This is a genomic window from Virgibacillus sp. (genome assembly GCF_013393565.1).
GTDB classification, from domain to species: Bacteria; Bacillota; Bacilli; order Bacillales; family Amphibacillaceae; genus Virgibacillus; species Virgibacillus dokdonensis.
Window position 1 is genome coordinate 1 of the sequence record NZ_JABXHF010000025.1, and the last position, 21,971, is coordinate 21,971.

At 37.2% G+C, this 21,971-nt stretch carries 14 protein-coding genes and 1 tRNA gene; 11 read left to right on the top strand and 4 right to left on the bottom strand.

All coding sequences use genetic code 11. The annotated features are described in order from the left end of the window. The 3 genes from HLX49_RS07110 to dat form a co-directional block, all read right to left on the bottom strand. A partial coding sequence (locus tag HLX49_RS07110; protein WP_367112728.1) for a TolB family protein occupies nucleotides 1-800 on the bottom strand: 800 nt, incomplete at its 3' end. 265 nt (nucleotides 801-1,065) lie between these two features. Further along, nucleotides 1,066-1,260 (bottom strand): P-loop NTPase family protein, encoded by a 195-nt coding sequence (locus HLX49_RS07115; protein ID WP_237342714.1) that lies wholly within the window; start codon nucleotides 1,258-1,260, stop codon nucleotides 1,066-1,068. 258 nt (nucleotides 1,261-1,518) lie between these two features. Continuing rightward, nucleotides 1,519-2,391: a D-amino-acid transaminase gene (dat, locus tag HLX49_RS07120; RefSeq protein WP_077702981.1), complete on the bottom strand. Its 873-nt coding sequence runs from the start codon at nucleotides 2,389-2,391 to the stop codon at nucleotides 1,519-1,521. A 253-nt stretch (nucleotides 2,392-2,644) separates the two neighbouring features. On the opposite strand from dat, the gene HLX49_RS07125 reads away from it, so the two are divergent. The 8 genes from HLX49_RS07125 (at nucleotide 2,645) to HLX49_RS07160 (ending at nucleotide 14,366) form a co-directional block, all read left to right on the top strand. Further along, nucleotides 2,645-2,718: transfer RNA gene (locus HLX49_RS07125), tRNA-Gly, on the top strand. Between the two features lie 248 nt (nucleotides 2,719-2,966). Next, nucleotides 2,967-4,670 (top strand): ABC-ATPase domain-containing protein, encoded by a 1,704-nt coding sequence (locus tag HLX49_RS07130; protein ID WP_296361087.1) that lies wholly within the window; start codon nucleotides 2,967-2,969, stop codon nucleotides 4,668-4,670. A gap of 11 nt (nucleotides 4,671-4,681) precedes the next feature. After that, nucleotides 4,682-5,824 (top strand): tRNA epoxyqueuosine(34) reductase QueG, encoded by a 1,143-nt coding sequence (gene queG, locus HLX49_RS07135; protein WP_296361088.1) that lies wholly within the window; start codon nucleotides 4,682-4,684, stop codon nucleotides 5,822-5,824. Between the two features lie 77 nt (nucleotides 5,825-5,901). After that, nucleotides 5,902-6,753, top strand: a complete 852-nt coding sequence (locus HLX49_RS07140; protein WP_296361089.1) for an amidase domain-containing protein — start codon at nucleotides 5,902-5,904, stop codon at nucleotides 6,751-6,753. A gap of 252 nt (nucleotides 6,754-7,005) precedes the next feature. Beyond that, nucleotides 7,006-7,479 carry a tRNA (uridine(34)/cytosine(34)/5-carboxymethylaminomethyluridine(34)-2'-O)-methyltransferase TrmL gene (trmL, locus tag HLX49_RS07145; protein ID WP_077702985.1) on the top strand — a complete coding sequence of 158 codons (474 nt, stop codon included), beginning with the start codon at nucleotides 7,006-7,008 and terminating at the stop codon, nucleotides 7,477-7,479. Between the two features lie 1,114 nt (nucleotides 7,480-8,593). Continuing rightward, a complete protein-coding gene (locus HLX49_RS07150) occupies nucleotides 8,594-11,449 on the top strand; it encodes a 2-oxoglutarate dehydrogenase E1 component (protein WP_077702986.1) in 2,856 nt (951 codons plus the stop codon). Next, the gene (odhB, locus tag HLX49_RS07155; RefSeq protein ID WP_101933666.1) at nucleotides 11,442-12,704 is read left to right on the top strand and encodes a 2-oxoglutarate dehydrogenase complex dihydrolipoyllysine-residue succinyltransferase; all 1,263 of its coding nucleotides are present in this window, start codon (nucleotides 11,442-11,444) and stop codon (nucleotides 12,702-12,704) included. The genes HLX49_RS07150 and odhB overlap by 8 nt, the downstream gene beginning before the upstream one ends. Before the next feature lie 474 nt (nucleotides 12,705-13,178). Further along, entirely contained in the window at nucleotides 13,179-14,366 is a 1,188-nt protein-coding gene (locus HLX49_RS07160; RefSeq protein WP_077702988.1) for a NupC/NupG family nucleoside CNT transporter, read from the top strand. Nucleotides 14,367-14,562: 196 nt separating this feature from the next. On the opposite strand, the gene HLX49_RS07165 is transcribed toward HLX49_RS07160, so the two are convergent. Beyond that, nucleotides 14,563-15,921, bottom strand: coding sequence for an MATE family efflux transporter (locus HLX49_RS07165; protein ID WP_077702989.1), 1,359 nt, complete (start codon nucleotides 15,919-15,921; stop codon nucleotides 14,563-14,565). A 730-nt stretch (nucleotides 15,922-16,651) separates the two neighbouring features. On the opposite strand from HLX49_RS07165, the gene HLX49_RS07170 reads away from it, so the two are divergent. The 3 genes from HLX49_RS07170 (at nucleotide 16,652) to HLX49_RS07180 (ending at nucleotide 21,947) form a co-directional block, all read left to right on the top strand. Next, nucleotides 16,652-17,722 carry an undecaprenyldiphospho-muramoylpentapeptide beta-N-acetylglucosaminyltransferase gene (locus HLX49_RS07170; protein WP_077702990.1) on the top strand — a complete coding sequence of 357 codons (1,071 nt, stop codon included), beginning with the start codon at nucleotides 16,652-16,654 and terminating at the stop codon, nucleotides 17,720-17,722. 455 nt (nucleotides 17,723-18,177) lie between these two features. Next, nucleotides 18,178-19,926: an ABC transporter ATP-binding protein gene (locus tag HLX49_RS07175; protein WP_296361090.1), complete on the top strand. Its 1,749-nt coding sequence runs from the start codon at nucleotides 18,178-18,180 to the stop codon at nucleotides 19,924-19,926. After that, on the top strand, nucleotides 19,926-21,947 hold the full coding sequence (locus HLX49_RS07180) for an ABC transporter ATP-binding protein (protein ID WP_077702992.1): 2,022 nt from the start codon (nucleotides 19,926-19,928) through the stop codon (nucleotides 21,945-21,947). The genes HLX49_RS07175 and HLX49_RS07180 overlap by 1 nt, the downstream gene beginning before the upstream one ends. Nucleotides 21,948-21,971: the final 24 nt, after the last annotated feature.

Below are 21,971 nucleotides of genomic sequence, written 5' to 3' on the forward strand. Positions count from 1 at the left end.
TGTCCGAAACAGGCGATTTTACTACCATCAGGGGAAAAACGAGCATCGTGATAAACACCTTTCCCATCTGTAAGTTTGTTTGTTTCTTTTGTAATAATTTGGAAACAGTAGAGGTCATTATTTAACTCATAATCTGCATGATCACTTAGATTAGCCGTGTATAAAAGCGTCGTGCCATCAGGTGAGATATCCTGCAAACGATAGTCGGCATCACCGTCTGTTATTTGCAGTAAGGAAGAATCATCTATTGACAGTCTAATGATTTGTGAGCGTGTATCATTATGAAAACCTTGTGCATCTGATTTGTATTTTAAACGGTTGATCATGAATGGCTGTTTTTTCTTTGCTTCTTTTTCTTTCTTTTCTTCCTCTATCGAAGGCTCTGTTTGATTATGTATATCATCATCGTGTTCGAGGGAGGCGGTAAAGAAAATATGTTGGCTATCTCTTGACCACATGGGATTCATAGCACCATGGCGGAAGGTTGTTAACTGTTCTGCTTCTCCTCCAACTGTGTGGAGTAGCCACAATTGTGGACGTCCACTTCTAGTAGATTGAAAGACAGCTCGTTTTCCGTCAGGGGAAAATCGTAGTTTGCTATTTTTAGATGAGTGAAAGGTCCAAGGAATAGTCTGTTTTTCCTTTAACTTTTGATACATCAACTGTGATTCGTACTCATTTTGTTCATTAATAGTAGTCAGAGTGTATGTGAAAGCTTGACCATTTGGTGTGAATTGTGGGTCACTGACAACGTTCAGTTGCAAGATATCTTCTGTTTGCAATGCTCGTTTATAACTCATGAAAAACCCTCCTTTACGAATATGTAACCATAGTTTAAACTATTTCGATTCCCGAATCAATTAGCTAATGAAAAATAATTTAGATTTTTCATTAGACATTATAATGGTTCGTGTTTTAGGGAACTTAGCTACTATCTTGAAGAAATTTTTGTAACTGGGATCTATTTTTGAAAATAATCTGCTGTTTGTCTGGATAGTTCGTTAGAAGTTCGTAGATGTGCGGAGCTTTCTGCTTATTAAACTTGCGAACATATTGAAAGAATTCTCAATCCAGTTTTTCGGGGCAGCCTGCAGCTAAGTCAGGGCGTTTTTGTTTATGATACTGGATGCGCCGTTTCGTAATTCCATACAAGCAACAAATGGTGGAGAAATGTAAAAAGATAATCGTGTCAGCTTCTTTCAAACGTATATCCATCGTTGCACTGTAATTGCCGTCAATAATCCACGTGTCTTTTTCCATTAGCTTTTTAGTTTCCTTAATAAGTTTTTCCCGTTTTATTGGTACCCAGCCAGGTTGCCAAAAAATGGTGTCCATAGGATAAGCGGGGATATGCAATAATTCGCTTAAATGTCTAAAGTTGATTTTCCTGAACCAGGGCTTCCTATAATCATGACTTTTTTCAAAATAACCCCCCCTTGTAATGAGATGACAACCGAACAGTTTAGCTGAGAATGTTAGAAAAAAACGAAGCCTTAAACGACTTCGTATGATAATACATTAAGCTTGGGTAATATTATTTTCTGTAATAGCAGCATCTAATTCATAAGCTTTTTGTAGTTTTCGCGTAATTGCCCCAGGTTTTCCATCTTGAATGTGCTGATTATTTACTCGAACGACAGGCATTACTTCCGATGTGCTACTGGATAGGAAAACTTCATCTGCCTGAAAAATAGCTTCTTTATAAAAAGCTTGCTCATGAAACGGTATGGAAAGGTCGTTAGCAAATTTTTCAATACGCATACGTACACAACCGTGTAGGATGCGGTTTGTTGTTGGATGCGTGTAAATTTCTCCATTTTTAACTATGTAAATGTTGGATGAACTACATTCGGTAACAAGTTCCCCTCTGTGTAAGATAGCTTCATAGCAATTATTTTCCTTTGCTTCTTGTTTAGCAAGAACGTTCGGAAGCAAATTCAAACTTTTAATGTAACAATTTTCCCAACGAACATCTGGGGTTGTAATCGTGCAAATCCCATTCTTTAATTTTTCGCTAGGACGTGGCAAATCTTGGACATAAGCATATAAATTTGCAGGCGTATCTACTGGGAAAACGTGATCTCGAGGTGCTGACCCCCTAGTTGCCTGTAAATATACTTTTCCATCCGTGGTCATTTTATTCTTTTCTAATAATTTGAGTAACAGACGAGTGAGTTCTTCTTTCGTTATATTTAGATCAATTTTAATCGCTTCCGCTGAGCGAAATAAACGATCCATATGTTCTTTTAAAAGGTAGTAGTTCCCTTTATAAATTCGAATGACCTCATAAATACCATCACCAAATTGCAACCCTCGTTCCTCAAACGGGTAATGCAAGCTATCTTGGTGCGTGAAATTTTGCTGTGCTATGACGATTGGATATACAGTCATGCTTTCTCTCCTCCCTAAATCTTATGACTATTCTATAACTTCTTTCCTAAATTGTAAATATACAAATCACCTAACTACATAAAGCTATCATTGTAATACTAAAAGTTTGTATCAAAAATGGAATAGGATTGTTTTATAAAGCTAATGTAAATAATTTGTAAACTTTTTGTCGAAAAAAGTGAAATTCCCCCTTGATTTATAACAAAGTAATTGCTATAATTATTTTTGCAGTCAAAAAAACACATTTTTTGATGCGGGTGTAGTTTAATGGTAAAACCTCAGCCTTCCAAGCTGATGACGAGGGTTCGATTCCCTTCATCCGCTCCATACATATGTCTTAACGCAGTATTTCGTATTAGTAAGGGTACGAAGTATTGCGTTTTTTACGTTGTACTATAATAAATGACAATGAATCTTTCAAGTTGCACGGAAAAAAGGCAATAAACCATGCTTTTCTAATATCATTCATTGCCAAACATAAAGTAAGTGTTTGTTTTACTTCTAACCTGGGAACATGTAAAATTTAACGGTAGAAAATAATAAAACTGTATGATGTATTTAATGGAGGTGTATGTATGCATAACTTATTACAGCTTTTAAGACAATTGGACGGAAAAGGTTATAAAGGGTATAAGCGTATTCAAGGAAATTATCAAGCAGATCATTATAAATTAGCGATTGATTACGTACAAGGTGACCCGTTTGCTTCACCTTCTAAAATACGCATTATTATTCCTAATAATGAACGGCCCATCCGATCAGCTTGGCTTCAAACCTATTCAAGAAAAGTTGCCGCAGAAGACGTATTTGCACGTTGGATAGGAAATGCAGTCGCTAAACAAACCACGTTTATCAAAGGATCGGGAAAAAGTGGGTTAATCTTATTTGATCGTCCCGGACAAGAAAAGTTAGAGCGGACGGCTGTGCAAATAAATGCTACATCCATAACGGTCTGTATTTCAATTGGACTACCTGCTAATGGAAGAAAGATTAATGGAAAAGAAGCAGAAAAGCTATTTACACAAGCGTTACCGTCTATTATGAAACGATCTGTTTTTGCTATGAAGGATGAAACAGTGAATCAGTCTATACAACTTGCTGATCAGCAAGAGGCAATTCGTCAGAAAATGAAACAAAATGGCTGGGTAGCTTTTTTGGCGAATGGTTCTACATTGCCTAGAGAGAGCGGTATTAGTAATCGTCCATTAAAACAAGCGATACCTTTTCAAAGTCCCCCTGAAAATGAGGTCACTATCGACATTCCACATACGGAAGAGCCAATGAAAGGTATGGCGATTAAACAAGGGATTACGTTAATTGTTGGCGGTGGATATCATGGGAAAAGCACATTATTACAGGCCATTGAACGTGGTGTTTATAATCATGTGCAAGGAGATGGTAGAGAGTATGTATTAACAGACCCTGCTGCGGTGAAAATACGAGTTGAAGATGGTCGAAAAGTAACCGGGGTAGACATTTCCCCATTTATTAATAACTTGCCTTATGGTCAAGATACGACATTTTTCTCAACGGATAATGCAAGTGGAAGTACTTCCCAAGCTGCAAATGTCATGGAAGCGTTAGAAGCGGGAGCAACTACATTACTCATTGATGAGGATACGAGCGCGACCAACTTTATGATTCGTGATCATCGCATGCAGTTACTTGTTCATGCTGACAAAGAGCCAATTACGCCATTCATTGATAAGATTCAGCAACTCCGAGATGAATTAGTAGTATCGACTATTATTGTTATGGGTGGCTCTGGAGATTATTTTGCACATGCGGATACAGTAATTCGTTTAGAAAATTACATTCCTGATAATGCTACAAAGGAAGCAAAAGCAATTATAGAAAAATATCCGTTAGAAAGAAAGGAAAAAGTGGACGTTCTGATTCGAAAAAGTGAGCAACGCTATTTTCAACAACAGACTTTACAAACGAGAAAAGGAAAACGATCAAAAGTTCAAGCTAAAGGCTTGAATCATATTATAATGGGAACAACAGATATTGCTTTTTCGGAGGTAGAACAGTTGGTGGATGCTTCACAAACAAGGATGATTGCGGAAATTCTCCAACACTTAGATAATCAGAATAAGCTAACGAATCAAGCATTACCCGAGCTGTTAGATAAGGTGGAAGGGCAAATGAATAAACGAGGACTTGCTTCTTTTACCGCATTTCCAGAGCAGCATCCAGGAGACTTAGCAAGACCACGTAAGTTTGAAATTGCAGCAGTGATTAATCGCATGCGTACAGCTGTTGTGAAGCAGCATTAGGAGGAGACGACATGGACACAGATAAACTAAAGCAGGAGATAATTGAATACAGTAAACAGATTGGGATTGATAAAATTGGTTTCGCTTCAGCTGATGTGTTTACCGAATTAAAAGAGAGACTGCGCAGACAGCAAGAATTGGATTATCAGTCCGGCTTCGAAAAAGGCTCCATAGAAGAAAGAACGGAGCCTACTCGCTTATTACCAGAAGCGAAATCAATTATTTCTATTGCTTTAGCGTATCCCTCCCGCATGAAAGGTGCACCAAGAAGTACAAAAGAAGAACGTCGTGGATTATTTGCTAGAGCTTCTTGGGGCGTTGATTATCATATTGTCATGCGAGAACGATTAGAAAAGCTCACGTCTTTCATTCAAGAAAGAGTCCCAAATGGAAAAAATAAAGTGATGGTGGACACGGGTGAACTATCTGATCGGGCTGTTGCAGAGCGGGCAGGTATTGGTTTTAGTGGGAAAAACACCTCAATTATAACTCCAGAGTTCGGTTCATTTGTTTATTTAGGAGAACTCATAACCAATGTCCCGTTTACGCCAGATGAGCCTGTTGATGATAGCTGTGGATCTTGTACGAAATGTATAGATGCTTGTCCTACAGGAGCGATTGTGCAAGGTGGGCAGCTTAATGCCAAGCGATGTATCGCCTTTTTAACGCAAACAAAAGATTTTTTACCAGATGAATTCCGATCAAAAATTGGTAATCGTGTATATGGCTGTGACACATGCCAGATGGTTTGTCCGAAAAATCTAAAAGTAGACTTTCATCATCATCCTGAATTTGAGCCAGAGCATGAGGTCGCAAAGCCAAAGTTAATTCCCATGTTAAAACTATCAAACCGCGAATTTAAACAGACATTCGGCCATATTTCAGGTTCGTGGCGTGGTAAAAAGCCAATTCAGCGTAATTCACTCATTGCTTTAGGACACTATAAAGATACAACGGCTGTAGCAGACATGATAACAGTAATGAAAAATGATCCTCGGCCTGTTATACGTGGAACCGCAGCTTGGTCCTTAGGGAAAATTGGCACAAAAGAAGCTTTCCAAGCTATAAGGGAAGCGATGCTAGAAGAAAAGGATGAACAGGTGCTAGTGGAAATGGAAAAAGGACTTGCTTTTGAAAATGTATATCATTCATGAACGTAGCCCCTACCATGTAAAAAATGATGATGTGTCAAGCTTTCCCTCCATATACTTTCATATGGAGGGGATTTTTCATGGAACAACTTAAAAGATATTGGCAAGATTTTTTTGCAATAGATCGAAATGAAAATGATTGGTGGGCAAGGAAGCAAGCATTATTCGCTGAGCGAGGTGCTGAAATTATTCAAATTAAAGGAAATGGGCATGTATACAGTAAATTACGTTATGAACAAGAGAATTTTCACCAGTATCATCTACATGTCCAGTATCTTATTAAGCAGCAAGAGCAACTATATTTAGAAGAGTCTGTCACTCCATATGTGTTTAAAAAAGACCACCAAGGTAATATGCAAGCGCATCGTCGCCATGACTACAAACAGGAAGACCTCGTTAAGACGGACATGTTTAAGCAAAGCAATAGCCCTTCTTTAAATAGGAGAAGTAAATACGATCGTCAGGCTGCGGTACAATATGCAGAACGTTGGTGGAATGATTATAATCCTGCCTATCGTCGATTTCCTGTAGATTGTACGAACTATGTATCACAATGTTTATATGCGGGTGGTGCGCCAATGTATGGTGCTCCTGTTCGCGAGCGGGGATGGTGGTATCAAGCTACCAATTGGAGTTTTAGTTGGGCAGTTGCACATTCACTACGCTGGTATTTAGCTGGAGCGACAAGCGGATTAAGAGGGGAAGAAATGGAAACTGCTGAACAACTTATACCAGGTGATGTTATTTGTTATGATTTTTCCGGAGATGGGAGATGGGACCACAATACAATTGTAGTCGCCAAAGATGCAAATGGGATGCCACTTGTCAATGCACATACAGATAATAGCCGTAACCGTTATTGGTCGTATGAAGATTCAACAGCGTGGACACCTGACATTCAATATAAGTTTTTTCGTATTCACATAGAATAACTTTCCTTGTACCCGAGGTTTAGGTAATATAAGTAGAGTAATATTTTATTTGCACTGCCGTTTTTTGAGGCGTGATCACAAGCTGTATTTTTCTAATACTATAATAGAGAGTATTTTAGGTAGTGTTTTTCGTCATAAGATTTGACTTTAATTTTTTCTAAGAAAGTTACTACTTCTTACGGATAGCTTCACCAATGAAAAAAGTAGTGCTATACTAAACACTGGATTAAGAAGTAAGGAGAATAGAAAATAGTGAGTTTACATGTTGTATTATACCAACCAGAAATTCCAGCTAACACTGGCAATATCGCAAGAACATGTTTAGCAACCAATGCAACACTTCATTTAATTCACCCGCTTGGGTTTTCGACAGATGATAAAATGCTACGTAGAGCAGGATTAGACTATTGGCATGATGTAGATATCCGTGAATATCCGTCCATTCAAGCTTTATATGAAGCATATCCAGAAGGAAGTTTTTATTATATTGAAAACTTTGGGACGAATCATTATACCGATTTTGATTTTAGTGACGAGGGTGAACCGTTGTTCTTTGTGTTTGGCAGGGAGACAAATGGCATACCAAAGCAATTATTAGAAGGGAAAGAAGACCGTTGTTTACGCATTCATATGGGGGATAAAGTGAGGTCATTAAACTTATCCAACACTGCGGCGATTATTATTTACGAAGCTTTAAGGCAACAAGGATTTCCTGGGCTATTCTAATATGGAGAAAGTCCAGCAAGGTAAAGTAGTTGTCTCCCCGTTGTACTTTATTGCTTCCTGCTTTTTAAATAAAAGTTGGGTGTTATTTCACAGACATCACTCTGAACATTGCAATCCTATCATTTTTGTGTAGCGCGTTTTAAACAAAAAAAAATTTAAATGTGTCAAAAGGCGTAGTAACCACCCTAGTTACTACGCCTTTGCTTCACTTCTTTTACACTATAGAAAAGTATAAGATTTTTAGGGTTTATAATATAACAAAAAATGCGGCTATCGTCATAAAGACTTCGGTGATAGACCGGTTTTTCTACCAAAATAAGATAGTATAAAATGAGGTGCTTGGAGATAAGGAAATAACGGAATAACCATGTCCGGCTCCATCGCCAGCAACGAGGCGACTTACTACACGAATGCCCTAAGCTAAGTCATCATCGGTTCGTCGCTAAGAGGAAGGCCGACTAAAAACGGGTATGCTGACGTCGGTCGGTATACCCCCTGTTTTAGTGGCATAATTACTTTATCTTTCGTTGATGCGTTCCATTCGCTACGTCGCTAACGGACGCTTACGCCTTTGTTCAAATAGAGGTGTCCTATAACCTCGCAATAGGAATGTTATGTCCTTTGTTGTTTTCTCGGCATACCTGGTTTTGATTCGTACCCCGCAGTGAAACAAGAAGTTATAAATACAATAGCTACCCCTAATATTAATGCTAACTTCATCTTGTCATCCTCCTTTTGTTTACAGACAGTATAATTTCTAGTGATTCTATTATAACGAATGATTAGTGAAAATGAAACAACATGTATCGTAAACGAATATTTTTCTCCATTTAATATTGTTTATAAAATGTACGTTTGTGATGGTCGCAAATGAATGAATTTTGAAATATAAATGTAATGAACAACGGTTAAATTCGTATAGCAAAAATATATCGCTTTTATTAAAGAAATCATTAGAAAATTTAAATTATATAAAACGTTCGAGCAGGCTGTTGTTTCCGCTAACAAAATAGGGTATATTAGTTGAAGTAATAGGTACGCAGTTCTATAATGAACAGTGAATAATGTATACCGTTTCATACGGATAACGTAACTTTTAATGGGGGTATAAAAGGTGGCACAAAATGAAGAATCCAATGAGCGATTCTGGTCAGAATTTCATGGTCCTAACATGGGGTATGTAGAAGAACAATATGATTTATACAAAGCGGATCCAGAGGCAGTAGATCCATCCATTAAAAAGATGTTCGATGAGCATGGAGCCCCTCAATGGTTATCCCAAGCAGGTGTTTCAACTGTAGCAGAAGCTCAAGCTACATCCATAGACGATGTGAAGAAACTTACCTCAGCAATGAAACTTGTTGAGGCTATTCGACGTTTCGGGCATCTCGTGGCAGATATTTATCCAGTTGGAAGAAGTGAACGAACGTCTAACTTAGTAGATGCAGAAAGCTATGGATTGACACAAGAAGACTTGATGAGCATTCCAGCTTCTTGGTTATGGGAAAAAGCTCCTAGCCATGTAAAAAATGGATTAGATGTAGTAAAAGAGTTGAAAAAGTATTATTCTGGCACAATTACGTTTGAATTTGATCATGTAAATAACGAAGAAGAACGCAATTGGTTAATGGATCTAATTGAAACTGGTAAGGCAAGGCTTAATCTACCAAATGACGAGAGAATTCAGTTGCTTGACCGACTTGCTCAAGTAGAAGGGTTTGAAGGATTTTTACAAAAGACCTTTGTTGGTCAAAAGCGTTTTTCTATTGAAGGGTTAGAAGTCATGGTCCCTATGCTTGATCAGATTGTAAAAAATGCAAGCGCGGACAAAGTAGAGAATATTATGATGGGGATGGCTCATCGTGGTCGCCTTGCTGTTTTAGCACATATTCTTGGAAAACCATATGATAAAATTTTCTCGGAGTTTCACCATTCGCCAAATAAAGAATTGATACCTTCTGAAGGTTCAACCGGCATTAATTATGGCTGGACAGGTGATGTGAAATATCATTTCGGTGCAACAAAGGAACCAGATGTGAAAGAGGGAGCGACACGGATTCGTTTAGCACACAACCCTTCACATTTAGAATTTGTTAACCCGGTTGTAAAAGGCTTTGCACGTGCAGCGCAAGATTCTCGTTATGAAAAAGGCTATCCTAAGCAGGATATAAATAAAGCAATTCCTGTATTAATTCATGGAGATGCGGCGTTTATTGGCGAAGGTGTGGTTGCAGAGACTTTAAATTTAAGTGGTTTACCAGGCTATACGACTGGTGGCTCCTTGCATATTATTGCTAATAATTTACTCGGATACACTACCGATCAAGAAGATGGTCGTTCTACTCGATATGCAAGTGATCTCGCGAAAGGTTTTGAAATTCCCATTATCCATGTGAATGCAGACGATCCAATTGCTTGTATTTCAGCTATTCAAATTGCTTACGAGTATCGCCAGAAATTCCATAAAGATTTTCTTATTGATTTAGTTGGTTATCGTCGCTATGGTCATAATGAAATGGACGAACCAAGAATGACTCAGCCAGATTTGTATAGTTTAATTGATAATCATCCTTCCGTTTCACAAGTTTTTGCAAATGACTTGGAACAAAAAGGGATTATTAATGATGGACAGTTGGAAGAAATGAAGCAAAAAACAGAGTCCAAGCTGCGGGACATTTATAATAATATGAAAGAGAATGAAACAGGAGATTGCGAACCAAAGCCAATGCCAAAAGCTTTGAAAAATGGTTTGGATCAGTTTGAAACAGCTATTGATTTAGAAACGTTACAATCCCTAAACAAAGGGCTGTTGAAACGACCTGAAGGTTTTAACAGCAACAGAAAGCTAGAACGTATTTTAAAACGACGTGAGAATGCGCTTAATGATGGGGAAAAAGCGGATTGGGGAACTGGAGAAGCTTTAGCATATGCTTCTATTTTACGAGACGGCATCCCAATTCGACTAACGGGACAAGATTCAGAAAGAGGAACTTTTGCGCATCGTCATCTTGTGTTACACGATGTGGAAACAAATGAAAAAGTTAGCCCCCTGCATATTATAGATGATGCAAAAGCTTCTTTTGACATTCGGAACAGCCCGTTGTCTGAAGCGGGTGTGCTAGGGTACGAATATGGGTATAGTGTTGAAGCAACAAATACACTTGTTATTTGGGAAGCGCAATTTGGAGATTTTGCCAATGCGGCTCAAGTTGTATTTGATCAATTTATTTCTTCTTCTCGGGCGAAGTGGGGAGAAAAATCGAATATGGTCATGTTGCTTCCACACGGTTATGAAGGTCAAGGTCCAGAACATTCCAGTGCTCGCTTGGAACGCTTTTTACAAATGGCAGCAGAGAATAACTGGATTGTAGCATATGTTACTTCATCTGCTCAATTTTTCCATTTAATGCGCCGTCAAGCTGCATTGCGGAATCGTGAAGAAGCTAGACCGTTAATCATAATGACACCAAAAAGTAGTTTAATACGAAATGAGCGAATGGCTTCATCAGCAGAAGAATTTACAAATGGTAAGTTCCTATCGTTACGAGATCAACCTAACTTAAAAGTAAGCAAGAAAAATGCGAAACGCTTACTTCTAGGTAGTGGTAAGATAATGGTAGATATCGAAGAAGAAATAGCACATTCAGAAGAAAAATTTGATTGGTTGCGGGCACTCAGGGTAGAACAAATATATCCGTTCCCTAAAGAACAATTAGCGAGCGAAATAAAGCAGTTGCCAAATTTAGAGGAAATTGTATGGGTCCAAGAAGAGCCGAAAAACATGGGGGCTTGGGACTTTGTTGACGATTATTTAAGAGATTTGCTACAAGACGGGCAGAAGTTGCGCTATATTGGTCGCCCAGACCGTTCATCTCCAGCAGTAGGTGAACCGAATGTGCATAAAACAGAACAGAAGCAGATTATTCAGGAAGCAATAGCCCCATCACAAGGAGGAGATTCTAATGAATGAAATAAAGGTACCAGAGTTAGCTGAATCTATTACAGAAGGAACAATTGCGGAATGGTTAGTGAAACAAGGGGATAAAGTAGAAAAAGGCGATCCAGTTGTTGAGCTAGAAACAGATAAAGTGAATGTGGAAGTAAACTCTGAATATTCTGGTGTAATTACAGAAATAATTCAAGTCGAAGGCGATGATGTAGAAGTTGGCGATGTCATTGCAAAAATTGACGAAAATGCAGAAGCAGGAAGTGTAAATACAGAATCTGCTCAAGGTCAAGCTGATGCAAAAGAAGAAAAGCAGACAGAAGCCTCTCCTAAACAAGACATAAAGGAAGAAGCGAAAAAAGACTTCAAAGAAGAGACACAAACAAGCGTTGACGTAATCGCTTCACCAGCTGCTAGGAAGCGTGCTAGGGAGCTAGGTATTGACCTAAGTAAGGTGAGCCCACGTGACCCATTAGGTCGCATTCGCCCAGAAGACGTGGAAGATGCTGCGAAAGGTACAGCAAAATCAAGTGAGCAAAAAGAAGAGAAGAAGCCTATCGAGAAAATAGAGTTTGATAAGCCTGTTGAAAGAATTAAAATGTCCCGTCGCCGTCAAACTATTGCTAAACGTCTAGTTGAAGTACAACAAGAAGCTGCTATGCTTACAACGTTTAATGAAGTAGATTTAACCAATGTTATGAAGCTGCGTAGTGAACGTAAAGAGAAGTTTATTGAAAAGCATGGTGTGAAGTTAGGCTTCATGTCTTTCTTTACAAAAGCTGTCGTTGGTGCATTAAAAGATTTTCCATTGCTTAATGCAGAAATTCAAGGTAATGAAATAGTGATGAAGAAATTCTATGATATTGGTATTGCAGTATCTACAGAAGATGGTTTAGTAGTTCCTGTAGTACGAGATGCTGATCGTCTCGATTTTGCAGGAGTGGAAAAAGAAATTGGTAATTTAGGTAAGAAAGCGCGTGATAAGAAGCTAGAAATGAGTGACTTACAAGGTGGTTCATTTACGATTACAAATGGTGGAACATTTGGCTCTATGCTTTCCACACCAATACTAAATGCACCTCAAGTAGGGATTCTAGGAATGCATAATATTCAAAAACGTGCCGTTGTGATGCCAGATGATAGTATCGAAGTACGTCCAATGATGTATTTAGCGCTATCCTATGATCACCGTATTGTAGATGGCAAAGAGGCGGTACAATTCCTTGTTCGTGTTAAACAATTATTAGAAGATCCTTACGATTTATTATTAGAAGGATAATGGAAACTAAAATCAAACCCCTGTTTCTTTGCGAAACGGGGGTTTTCTAGTTTTCGAAATCCTTATAAGCAAAGGAAAAAAATTAAGATATTACGTAAGAGGGAAATAGAGAAGTAAATGCTAGTATTTCGTTAATACCTTTTGCGAGCAAAAGAGCTTTAAGATAAGATAAAAAACTAATTTTTAATGAAAGCATTACTTTGTAAAGCTGTTTAACCCGATGGTGAGTTAAATGAAATATAAGGTTAATAAATAGGAAAACTAGGGAAAATATTTGCGTGGAAATAATAGCTAATAAGTTTTGTTATAGAGATGACGCTAATTTTGCTAATTGCTGTCGGATTTTCAATAAATACATATAAAAATGGGTGATTTGACAGAAAAAACAATCACTTGCATGACGTCAGACAACTTGTTAGAATGGATTTAAAAGAAGTTATGAAAACAGTTACAAAATAAGGGAGGAAAAACACCTTGCATATTTTACTAGGTTTATTAGCCATTGTCGTTGTACTTGGGTTAGCATTTTTAATGTCGAATGATAAGAAAAATGTTAATTATAAAGCGATTGGAATTATGTTGATTTTTCAAATTTTAATTACACTGTTTATGTTTGAAACGGGTGTTGGACAATGGATTATTAAAAAGATTTCAGATGGATTCAATAAATTAATTGAATTTGGTAATGTGGGAATCAGTTTTGTTGTAGGAGGATTTGAACTACAAGAGGGTGGCGTCTTTTTCTTTAACGTTCTACTTTTAATCGTCTTTTTTGCTACCTTGCTTTCTGTTCTAACATATTTGAAAATTTTGCCACCAATTATTAAATATTTAGGTTGGCTGATTTCTAAAGTTACTGGACTGCCTAGAGTAGAATCATTTAATGCGGTAAATAGTATCTTTTTCGGGCAATCTGAAGCCTTGATTGCAATCCGGTCTCAATTTCATCATTTAAATGCTAATCGGCTCTATATTGTAAGTGCTTCCGCGATGGGATCTGTTTCAGCATCAATTGTTGGTGCATATTTACAAATGCTTCCACCACAATACGTGCTAGTCGCACTTCCGTTAAATATGTTCAGTGCTTTAATGATTGCTTCTGTTATTGCACCGGTCAATGTACCAAAAGAAGAAGACGTTGTAGACATAAAAAACGTTAGTAAAGAGAAAAGCATTTTTGAAGCAATGGGAAATGGTGCGTTAGAAGGTGGAAAAATTGCCCTTATTGTTGCAGCTATGCTAATTGCTTTTATTGCTTCCCTTGAGTTAGTGAACTGGCTTATTCAATTGATCTTCGCTGGTGTAACATTACAAGAAATACTAGGTTATATATTATATCCTATTGGTTTATTGATGGGAATTTCTCCTGGTGAAGTTATTCAAGCAGGTTCTATTATGGGTACGAAAATTGTGACAAATGAATTTGTCGCTATGCTGCAATTTCAACAAGCGATGGGGGATATGTCGGAAAAAACAATCGGTATTGTTACGGTATTTCTAACCAGCTTTGCTAACTTCTCTTCTATTGGTATTATTGCTGGTACTGTAAAAGGAATTGATGAAGAAAAAGCTGTTAGCGTGTCTCGTTTTGGAATGAAACTTTTAATTGGAGCAACACTAGCCTCTATTTTATCCGCTTCTGTTGTAGGAATGTTTTTATAAAATAGAAGTTTACTACACCTGCAGTTTTGTTATTAAAAACTGTCCTAAGCTTTATTGCTAGGACAGTTTTTGTACTATTAATAAGATATAAGCGTATAAACAAAAGGATGGTTTTCGTCATAAAATTTAGCAATAAGTCAAGTTTTTTGCTAAACAAGGAAAGAGCATCCCGAGCTACAAGTTAGCAAAAGAAAATCTACGCATGCATCTTTTTCTTACACTTACGCTGTAAATACAATAAGCGTGTTAATAATGCTATAGCTCCGCATGATAGTCCAGTAATAATTCCGACCCAATAACCAAAAGGTTCTAAAGCAGTGTAATTCGCTAGCAGCCAACCAACAGGTAAGCCAATTACCCAGTAGGAAATGAAAGCGATCACTAATGTAGCGTTCACGTCTTTGTATCCTCGAAGCGCTCCTTGAATAGGCGCACCGAAGGCATCAGCTAGTTGATAGAAAATAGCGTAAATCAGAAAATGCTTAGTCAAATGAACTACTTCTGGATTAGAGTTATAAAGTAGAGCTACCCAATCTTTCGTAAAATAGATCACCAAGCCAGCAAATAATGCGATGAAAATTCCACCGCTTATTCCAATATACCCATATATACGCGCTTGATCGAAACGCTTAGCTCCAACTTCAAAGCCAATTGCAATTGTTAATGCCATGCCAACGCTAAGGGGAATCATATATAAAAGGGAAGCGAAGTTCATGGCTGCTTGATGAGCTGCAATGGTATACGTGCTGTATGCGCTCATTAATAAAGTTACGGCAGAAAAAATGCTCGTTTCAAAAAACATCGCAGCTCCAATAGGCACGCCAATTTTTAATTGTCCCCACCATGCTTTAAACGATGGTTTGATCCAATAAGATAAAATAGAAAATTTGCGAAATGGATACAGTCGATGAATAACAACGAACGCTATAAGACAAATAAGCCAATAAGTGATTGATGTAGCGATTCCCGCACCGATACCGCCATAAGTAGGTATACCAAATTTACCAAAAATAAACATGTAGTTAAAGATTAGGTTTAATGGTAAGGACAGTAGGATGATAAACATAGAGATTCTGGTTTGACCAAGCGCGTCGATAAAGCTTCGTAATGTATTAAAAATAAACAACGGAATAATACCTGTACTGAGTGCTACTAAATAAAATTTTGCTATGTGTTCAACGTCGTTTTCAAGATCCATTATTTGCAAGATGGGGTCAAGAAGTATGGCTCCAAATAGAAAGACGAAAAGGGCAAGTGTAATAGAAAGGTACAACGCTTGCTTCACTTTCTTACTAATTTGTTCTTCTGATTTTGCTCCTAATAATTGGGCAATAATGGGAGTAATAGCTAATAATATGCCATTAACTCCTGTAAAAATAGGGACCCATAAACTGGAACCGATTGCTACCCCAGCTAAATCTGCTGCACTTGCGCGACCAGACATCATCGTATCAAAAATATTCATTACATACATACTTACTTGGGTAATTAAAATGGGAATAACAATCGTAATAAATAAGGTTAATTTTTCGCTTAAACTTGTTGTATGATACATATAATTCTCTTCCTTTTTTATGTGATTTTTATTAGGATAGAAGAGGACGTAAATTTTCTTCCAACGTTTTATTTATACGATAGGAAAGCGCAAAGCTTTATTGTATAAGCATAACGGCGCCGTTCTCGCTCCATAAAAGCTTGGCAATAGCCATATTTTGATGAAAAAGACCATGAGAAAAGGTGATTTAGTATATAAATGAAGACTTGTGCTACGAATCATTTAATAACAAAGGACAAAAACTTAACTTTTACTAAATTTGTATAAACGATTTTCTTTTTCATTCAAGCGCAGTTTTTCTAAGAGATAAGAAAGTATAAAATTGTTGCTTTGGGATACAGATTTAACGGAATAGCCACGTCCGGCTCCAGCGCCCAGCAACTATAGGCAACTTCACGAAATCACACTAAGCTAAGTCACCATCGGTTCGTGCTAAATAGGAAGGACAACTAAAAACGGGCTTGCCTTAGTGCGTCGGCATACCCCTGTTTTAGTGGCAGGCTTCCTAAAACTTTAGTTGATTCGATTCCAGTCGCTATGTTGCTAAATGGGCGCCCTGAGTCTTTGTTCCACTATAGGAAAGTATAAAAATTATTATTGATTATAGTATAAGAAAAACGAAGGCTTCCGCTATGAGACTTGGCGGCAAGCCAAGTTTTTCTAAAACACACACATATAAGAGACATTATAACGCTTTATGAATGACTTGGAAAGGAAGGATATTCATCTTATGACACATAAACGTATTTTATTTACTGGTGGTGGAACCGCTGGGCATGTAATCGTTAATCTAGCTTTAATTCCGTATTATAAGGAGAAAGGCTGGGAAATTGATTATATTGGTTCAAAAACGGGCATTGAACGTAAGCTAATTGAAAAGCTGGAAGGGGTGACCTATCACCCTATTTCTACGGGAAAATTACGACGTTATGCTTCTGTTGAAAATATAAAGGACCCATTTAAAGTTTTAAAAGGAACGTGGCAAGCAGTAAGAATTATAAGGAAACAAAAGCCAAAGGTCATTTTCTCCAAAGGAGGGTTTGTATCTGTACCAGTTTTATTAGCAGCAAAATTAACAGCTGTTCCAGCGGTCATCCACGAATCTGATTATACACCAGGCTTAGCAAATAAAATTGCTATGCCTTTTGCGAAAAAGGTATTGGCGACATTTCCGGAAACAATGAAGTATTTACCAGAAAAAAAATCAGAGTATGTCGGAGCGGTTATTCGAGATGAACTTTTTCAAGGAGAAAAGGAACGTGGGCGCACTATAGCTGGTTTAAATAGCCAGAAACCTGTGCTTCTTATTATGGGAGGTAGTGGTGGTTCACAAAAGATTAATGAAACAGTTCGTCAAAGTTTACCAAAATTACTTTCTACTTTTCAAATCATCCATATTTGCGGAGAGGGAAAGATAGATCGTAGCATTAATAAACTAGGTTACACGCAATTTGAATATGTGCATGATGAATTAAAAGATATATTTGCAGCAAGTGATTTTATTCTATCGAGAGCTGGTTCGAATGCAATTTTTGAATTTCTAGCTTTACGGAAACCAATGTTACTCATTCCTTTATCACGACAAGCGAGCCGTGGTGATCAAATTATTAATGCCAAATCTTTTGCAGAAAAAAGGTACGCTCGTGTATTGGAAGAAGAATCTTTAACAGAAGAAACATTAGTGAAAGAACTTGATTTATTAAGAGAACATGCACCAATTATGCTAGATACAATGAAGCAATATCAAACAGAGCAGTCCCGTGAAAGAGTATTAGCTATTTTAGAAGAAGTGGGGAAATAAGAAATATGAAAAATTATATTGACTTTCAATATATATCCATCTATAATTAGTTAAAACTGGAAGGGAGGTCACAATGATGAAAAAACAATTATTTCAAACAACAACAAACCAACATACGTATTATTTTGTGGCCTCAAGCGGAGTCTGTTTAACAATCAACTAATAGACTTATTTACGAAAAAAGGTCACGTCTATCTGTGACCTTTTTATGTGAAAAGTGTATTCGTATGCTTTTCAAAAATGCGCATTCGTCATAGATGAATGCGCATTTTTTTGCACTATAGGAAAGTATCAAAATTTTACATTTTTATAGTATATGCAAAACAATAACCACTGCCTTAAAATTTAAAAATAAGCTAAATTTTTCTAATGCTGTAAAAACTACTATGGGTTTTGTGTGGGGGAATTCGCTTGAGGTAACATTCTAAAAGCCTTGGAAAGAAAAGAGGAGTATTATGTTTCGTGTTTTTAAAAAATTAAATTGGTTTTTTAGGTACTATTGGAAACGGTATGTATTTGCTATTATTTCACTAATTATAGCTAGCGCTATTGGGTTGATCCCGCCCAAAATTGCTGGTTATACCATTGATCAAATTCAATTTGAAACATTAACATTACAATTGTTGACAGCTATTATTGTCGGCTACGTACTTTTAATCATCATTCATTATTCCATTTCATTTTTATGGGATTACACACTATTTAGTGGCGCTGTCATTTTAGAAAAATGGATGCGTAGTAAACTGATGCAGCATTTTTTATCCATGACACCAATATTTTTCAGTAAATATCGAACTGGAGATTTAATGGCACGCAGTACGAACGATTTAAAAGCAATTAGTTTAACAGCTGGTTTTGGTGTGCTTACATTGGTCGATTCTAGCATTTTTATGCTTATGATCATTGCAATGATGGGCTTTACAATTAGTTGGAAGCTGACGCTTGTCGCGCTTATTCCATTGCCGATTATGGCTATAGTGATGAATAAATATGGCGCTGTTATTCATAAACGATTTTCCACAGCACAAGCAGCATTTGGAGAAATGAATAACGAAGTATTGGAATCCATTAGAGGCGTTCGGGTAATTCGAGCATTTGTGCAGGAGAAATATGATGCGAAGCGCTTTGAACAACGCACAAAAGATGTATATGAAAAAAATATTGCTGTAGCTAAAATTGATGCTTTATTTGAACCGACGATGAAAATTCTTGTCGGGTTGTCGTACACGATTGGACTTGGGTATGGAGCTTTGCTTGTTTTTGAAAATGTATTAACATTAGGGGATTTAGTAACATTTAACGTATATTTAGGTATGCTTATTTGGTCTATGTTTGCCGTAGGGGAGTTAATTAATGTTTTACAACGAGGAAATGCTTCCTTGGATCGAATAAACCATATATTAAATTATCAAGCGGATGTAACAGAGTCGGATGTGCCCGTACATGTAGAAAAAGTAACATCTATCACATTTGACCATGTTTCGTTTGCTTATCCGAACACGGATAAAAATCAATTAGAACAGGTGTCTTTTCAAATTAAACAAGGAGAGACGCTTGGGGTAGTTGGGAAAACAGGGGCGGGAAAAACAACTTTATTTAAATTATTATTACGTCAATATCCAGGAGTTAAAGGAGAGATTCGTATATCAGATGTAAATGTGAGTGATTTATCTTTGAATACGATTCGCTCTTGGATTGGGTATGTTCCTCAGGATCAAATGATGTTCTCGAAAACAATTCGAGAAAATATTCAGTTTGGTAAAGAAGACGCAACCGATGAAGAAATATTTCGAGTGATGGAGCTCGCCCATTTCTTAAATGATATAAAACAGCTCCCAAATGGGTTAGATACACAAGTTGGAGAGAGCGGTGTTACTTTATCAGGAGGTCAAAAGCAAAGAGTCGCCTTGGCGAGAGCTTTTATTAAGCGTCCTGAACTCCTTATACTAGACGATTCTTTATCAGCTGTGGATGGGAATACAGAAGCAAACATTTTAGAGCATTTACGAGCAGAGAGGCAAAATAAAACGACAATTATTGCCGCTCACCGACTGTCTGCTGTAACCCATGCAGATCATATTATCGTGCTCCAAGAGGGGAAGATTGTTGAGCGGGGAACACATGATGAGTTGATGCAGCTGCAAGGTTGGTATTACACCCAATATGTACAACAGCAGCTTCATGAGGTGGAGGTGACAGGCTAATGTCTACAGAAAAACGATTAGCTGCATATGCTTTTCCGTTTAAGAAACAAATTTTAATTGGCTTATTATGCTTAATTATCGCCGTCGTTCTTGAACTTGCGGGGCCATTAATTGCTAAGCGGGTTATAGATGAGCATATTTTAGGCATAGAAGGAACTTGGAATCATGTAAGAGAGCAAGATGACCGCTATACAGTGGAGTATAAAAGCAAACATTTTAAACGATCAGACCGAATGGAAAGAGGTGAAGCAACTTCAGAAGGTATGGTTACCATTTTAGCAGTAGGATCAAGCTATTATTTTATTAATGATGTCGTACCGCTTGAGGGAGAAAGGCAAATTCAAGATGATACGCTCACGGTAAAAACTGCCGAATCTGAGCAACAATTTACTGCTAATAAATTGTCCTTAGCAGAAATCTATCCATTTTTTAAGCCAGAACAAAGACCTATTCTTTATTTGCTTAGCTTATATGTGGGATTATTAGTTATCGCTGGTTTCTTTCAATTTTATCAAACTTTTTTATTGCAAAAAGCTTCTAATCAGATTGTCAGAAAGATGCGAAATGACTTATTTGAGCATACACAGCGCATTCCCATTAATTATTTTGTCGATCAGCCTGCTGGTAAGATCGTAGCTAGAATTACAAATGATACCGAGGCAATTCGAGATTTATATGAACGTGTATTATCGATTATAGTTACAAGTGTTATCTATATGGCAGGAATATTTGTAGCCCTGTTTATATTGGATGCGCGACTTGCTTTATGGTGTTTACTATTAATACCGTTAATTTGGGGATGGATGAAGTTATATAAGCATTTTGGTACGAAATACAATCAAGTGATCCGTTCAACGATAAGTGAAATTAATGGAAATATTAATGAAGCAATTCAAGGTATGCCAATTATTCAAGCATTCCAAAGAGAAAAAAAGACAAAGCAAGAGTTTGAGAAGTTAAATCAAAAACATTTTATCTATCAGCGTAAGTTGGTGAAATTAAGTGCTTTAACTTCGTATAACTTGGTGACTGTATTTCGAAATATTGCTTTTGTTGGTTTTATTTGGTATTTTGGTTCTGCATCGTTAGAACCGACAAGTGCTATATCTGTAGGTCTGCTTTATGCGTTTACCGATTATTTAACGCGGCTATTTGAACCGGTTACTGATATTGTGAATCAATTACCTCTAATTGAGCAAGCAAGGGTTGCAGGAAGTCGTGTATTTACTTTATTAGATCATAAAGGGGAAGATGTAACTGACGACAAAGTGGAGCGTTATAACGGGCATATTCGTTTTGATCACGTATGGTTTGCTTATAAAGAGGAAGATTATGTGCTCCGGGATATTTCATTTGAAATAAAACCTGGCGAAACAGCAGCTTTTGTTGGGTATACGGGTTCAGGAAAAAGCTCCATTATGAATGTGTTGTTTCGGTTTTATGATCCACAACAAGGAATAATCACCATTGATGGCTATTCAACACTTGATTGGTCCAGACAACAAACTCGAAGTTATATGGGAATTGTGCTTCAAGACCCTTTTTTATTCTCGGGAACAATTATTTCTAATGTAACGATGAATGATCCTGCCATTTCAATTGATAAAGCAAAACAAGCGTTAAAGGCAGTTGGCGCTGACACATTTATTGAAAAGCTTCCAAATCAGTATGAAGCAGAAGTTGGTGAGGGAGGCACGACTTTCTCATTAGGAGAGAGGCAACTAATATCCTTTGCACGTGCACTCGCTTTTGATCCTGCAATTCTTATATTAGATGAAGCTACCGCTAATATTGATACGGAGACAGAAGCAATGATTCAAAAAGCTTTAGAAATTCTTAAAATAGGGCGTACGACATTGGTGATTGCACATCGATTATCAACCATCCAACAAGCTAATACCATTTTTGTATTAGATCATGGTACGATAAAAGAAAAGGGAGATCATAATACTTTGTTACAAGCAAAAGGTATCTATTATCACATGTATCAGATGCAACAAAGTAGTAAATCTGCTGTTTAAAATAGGAATCATTCATGTTATGGG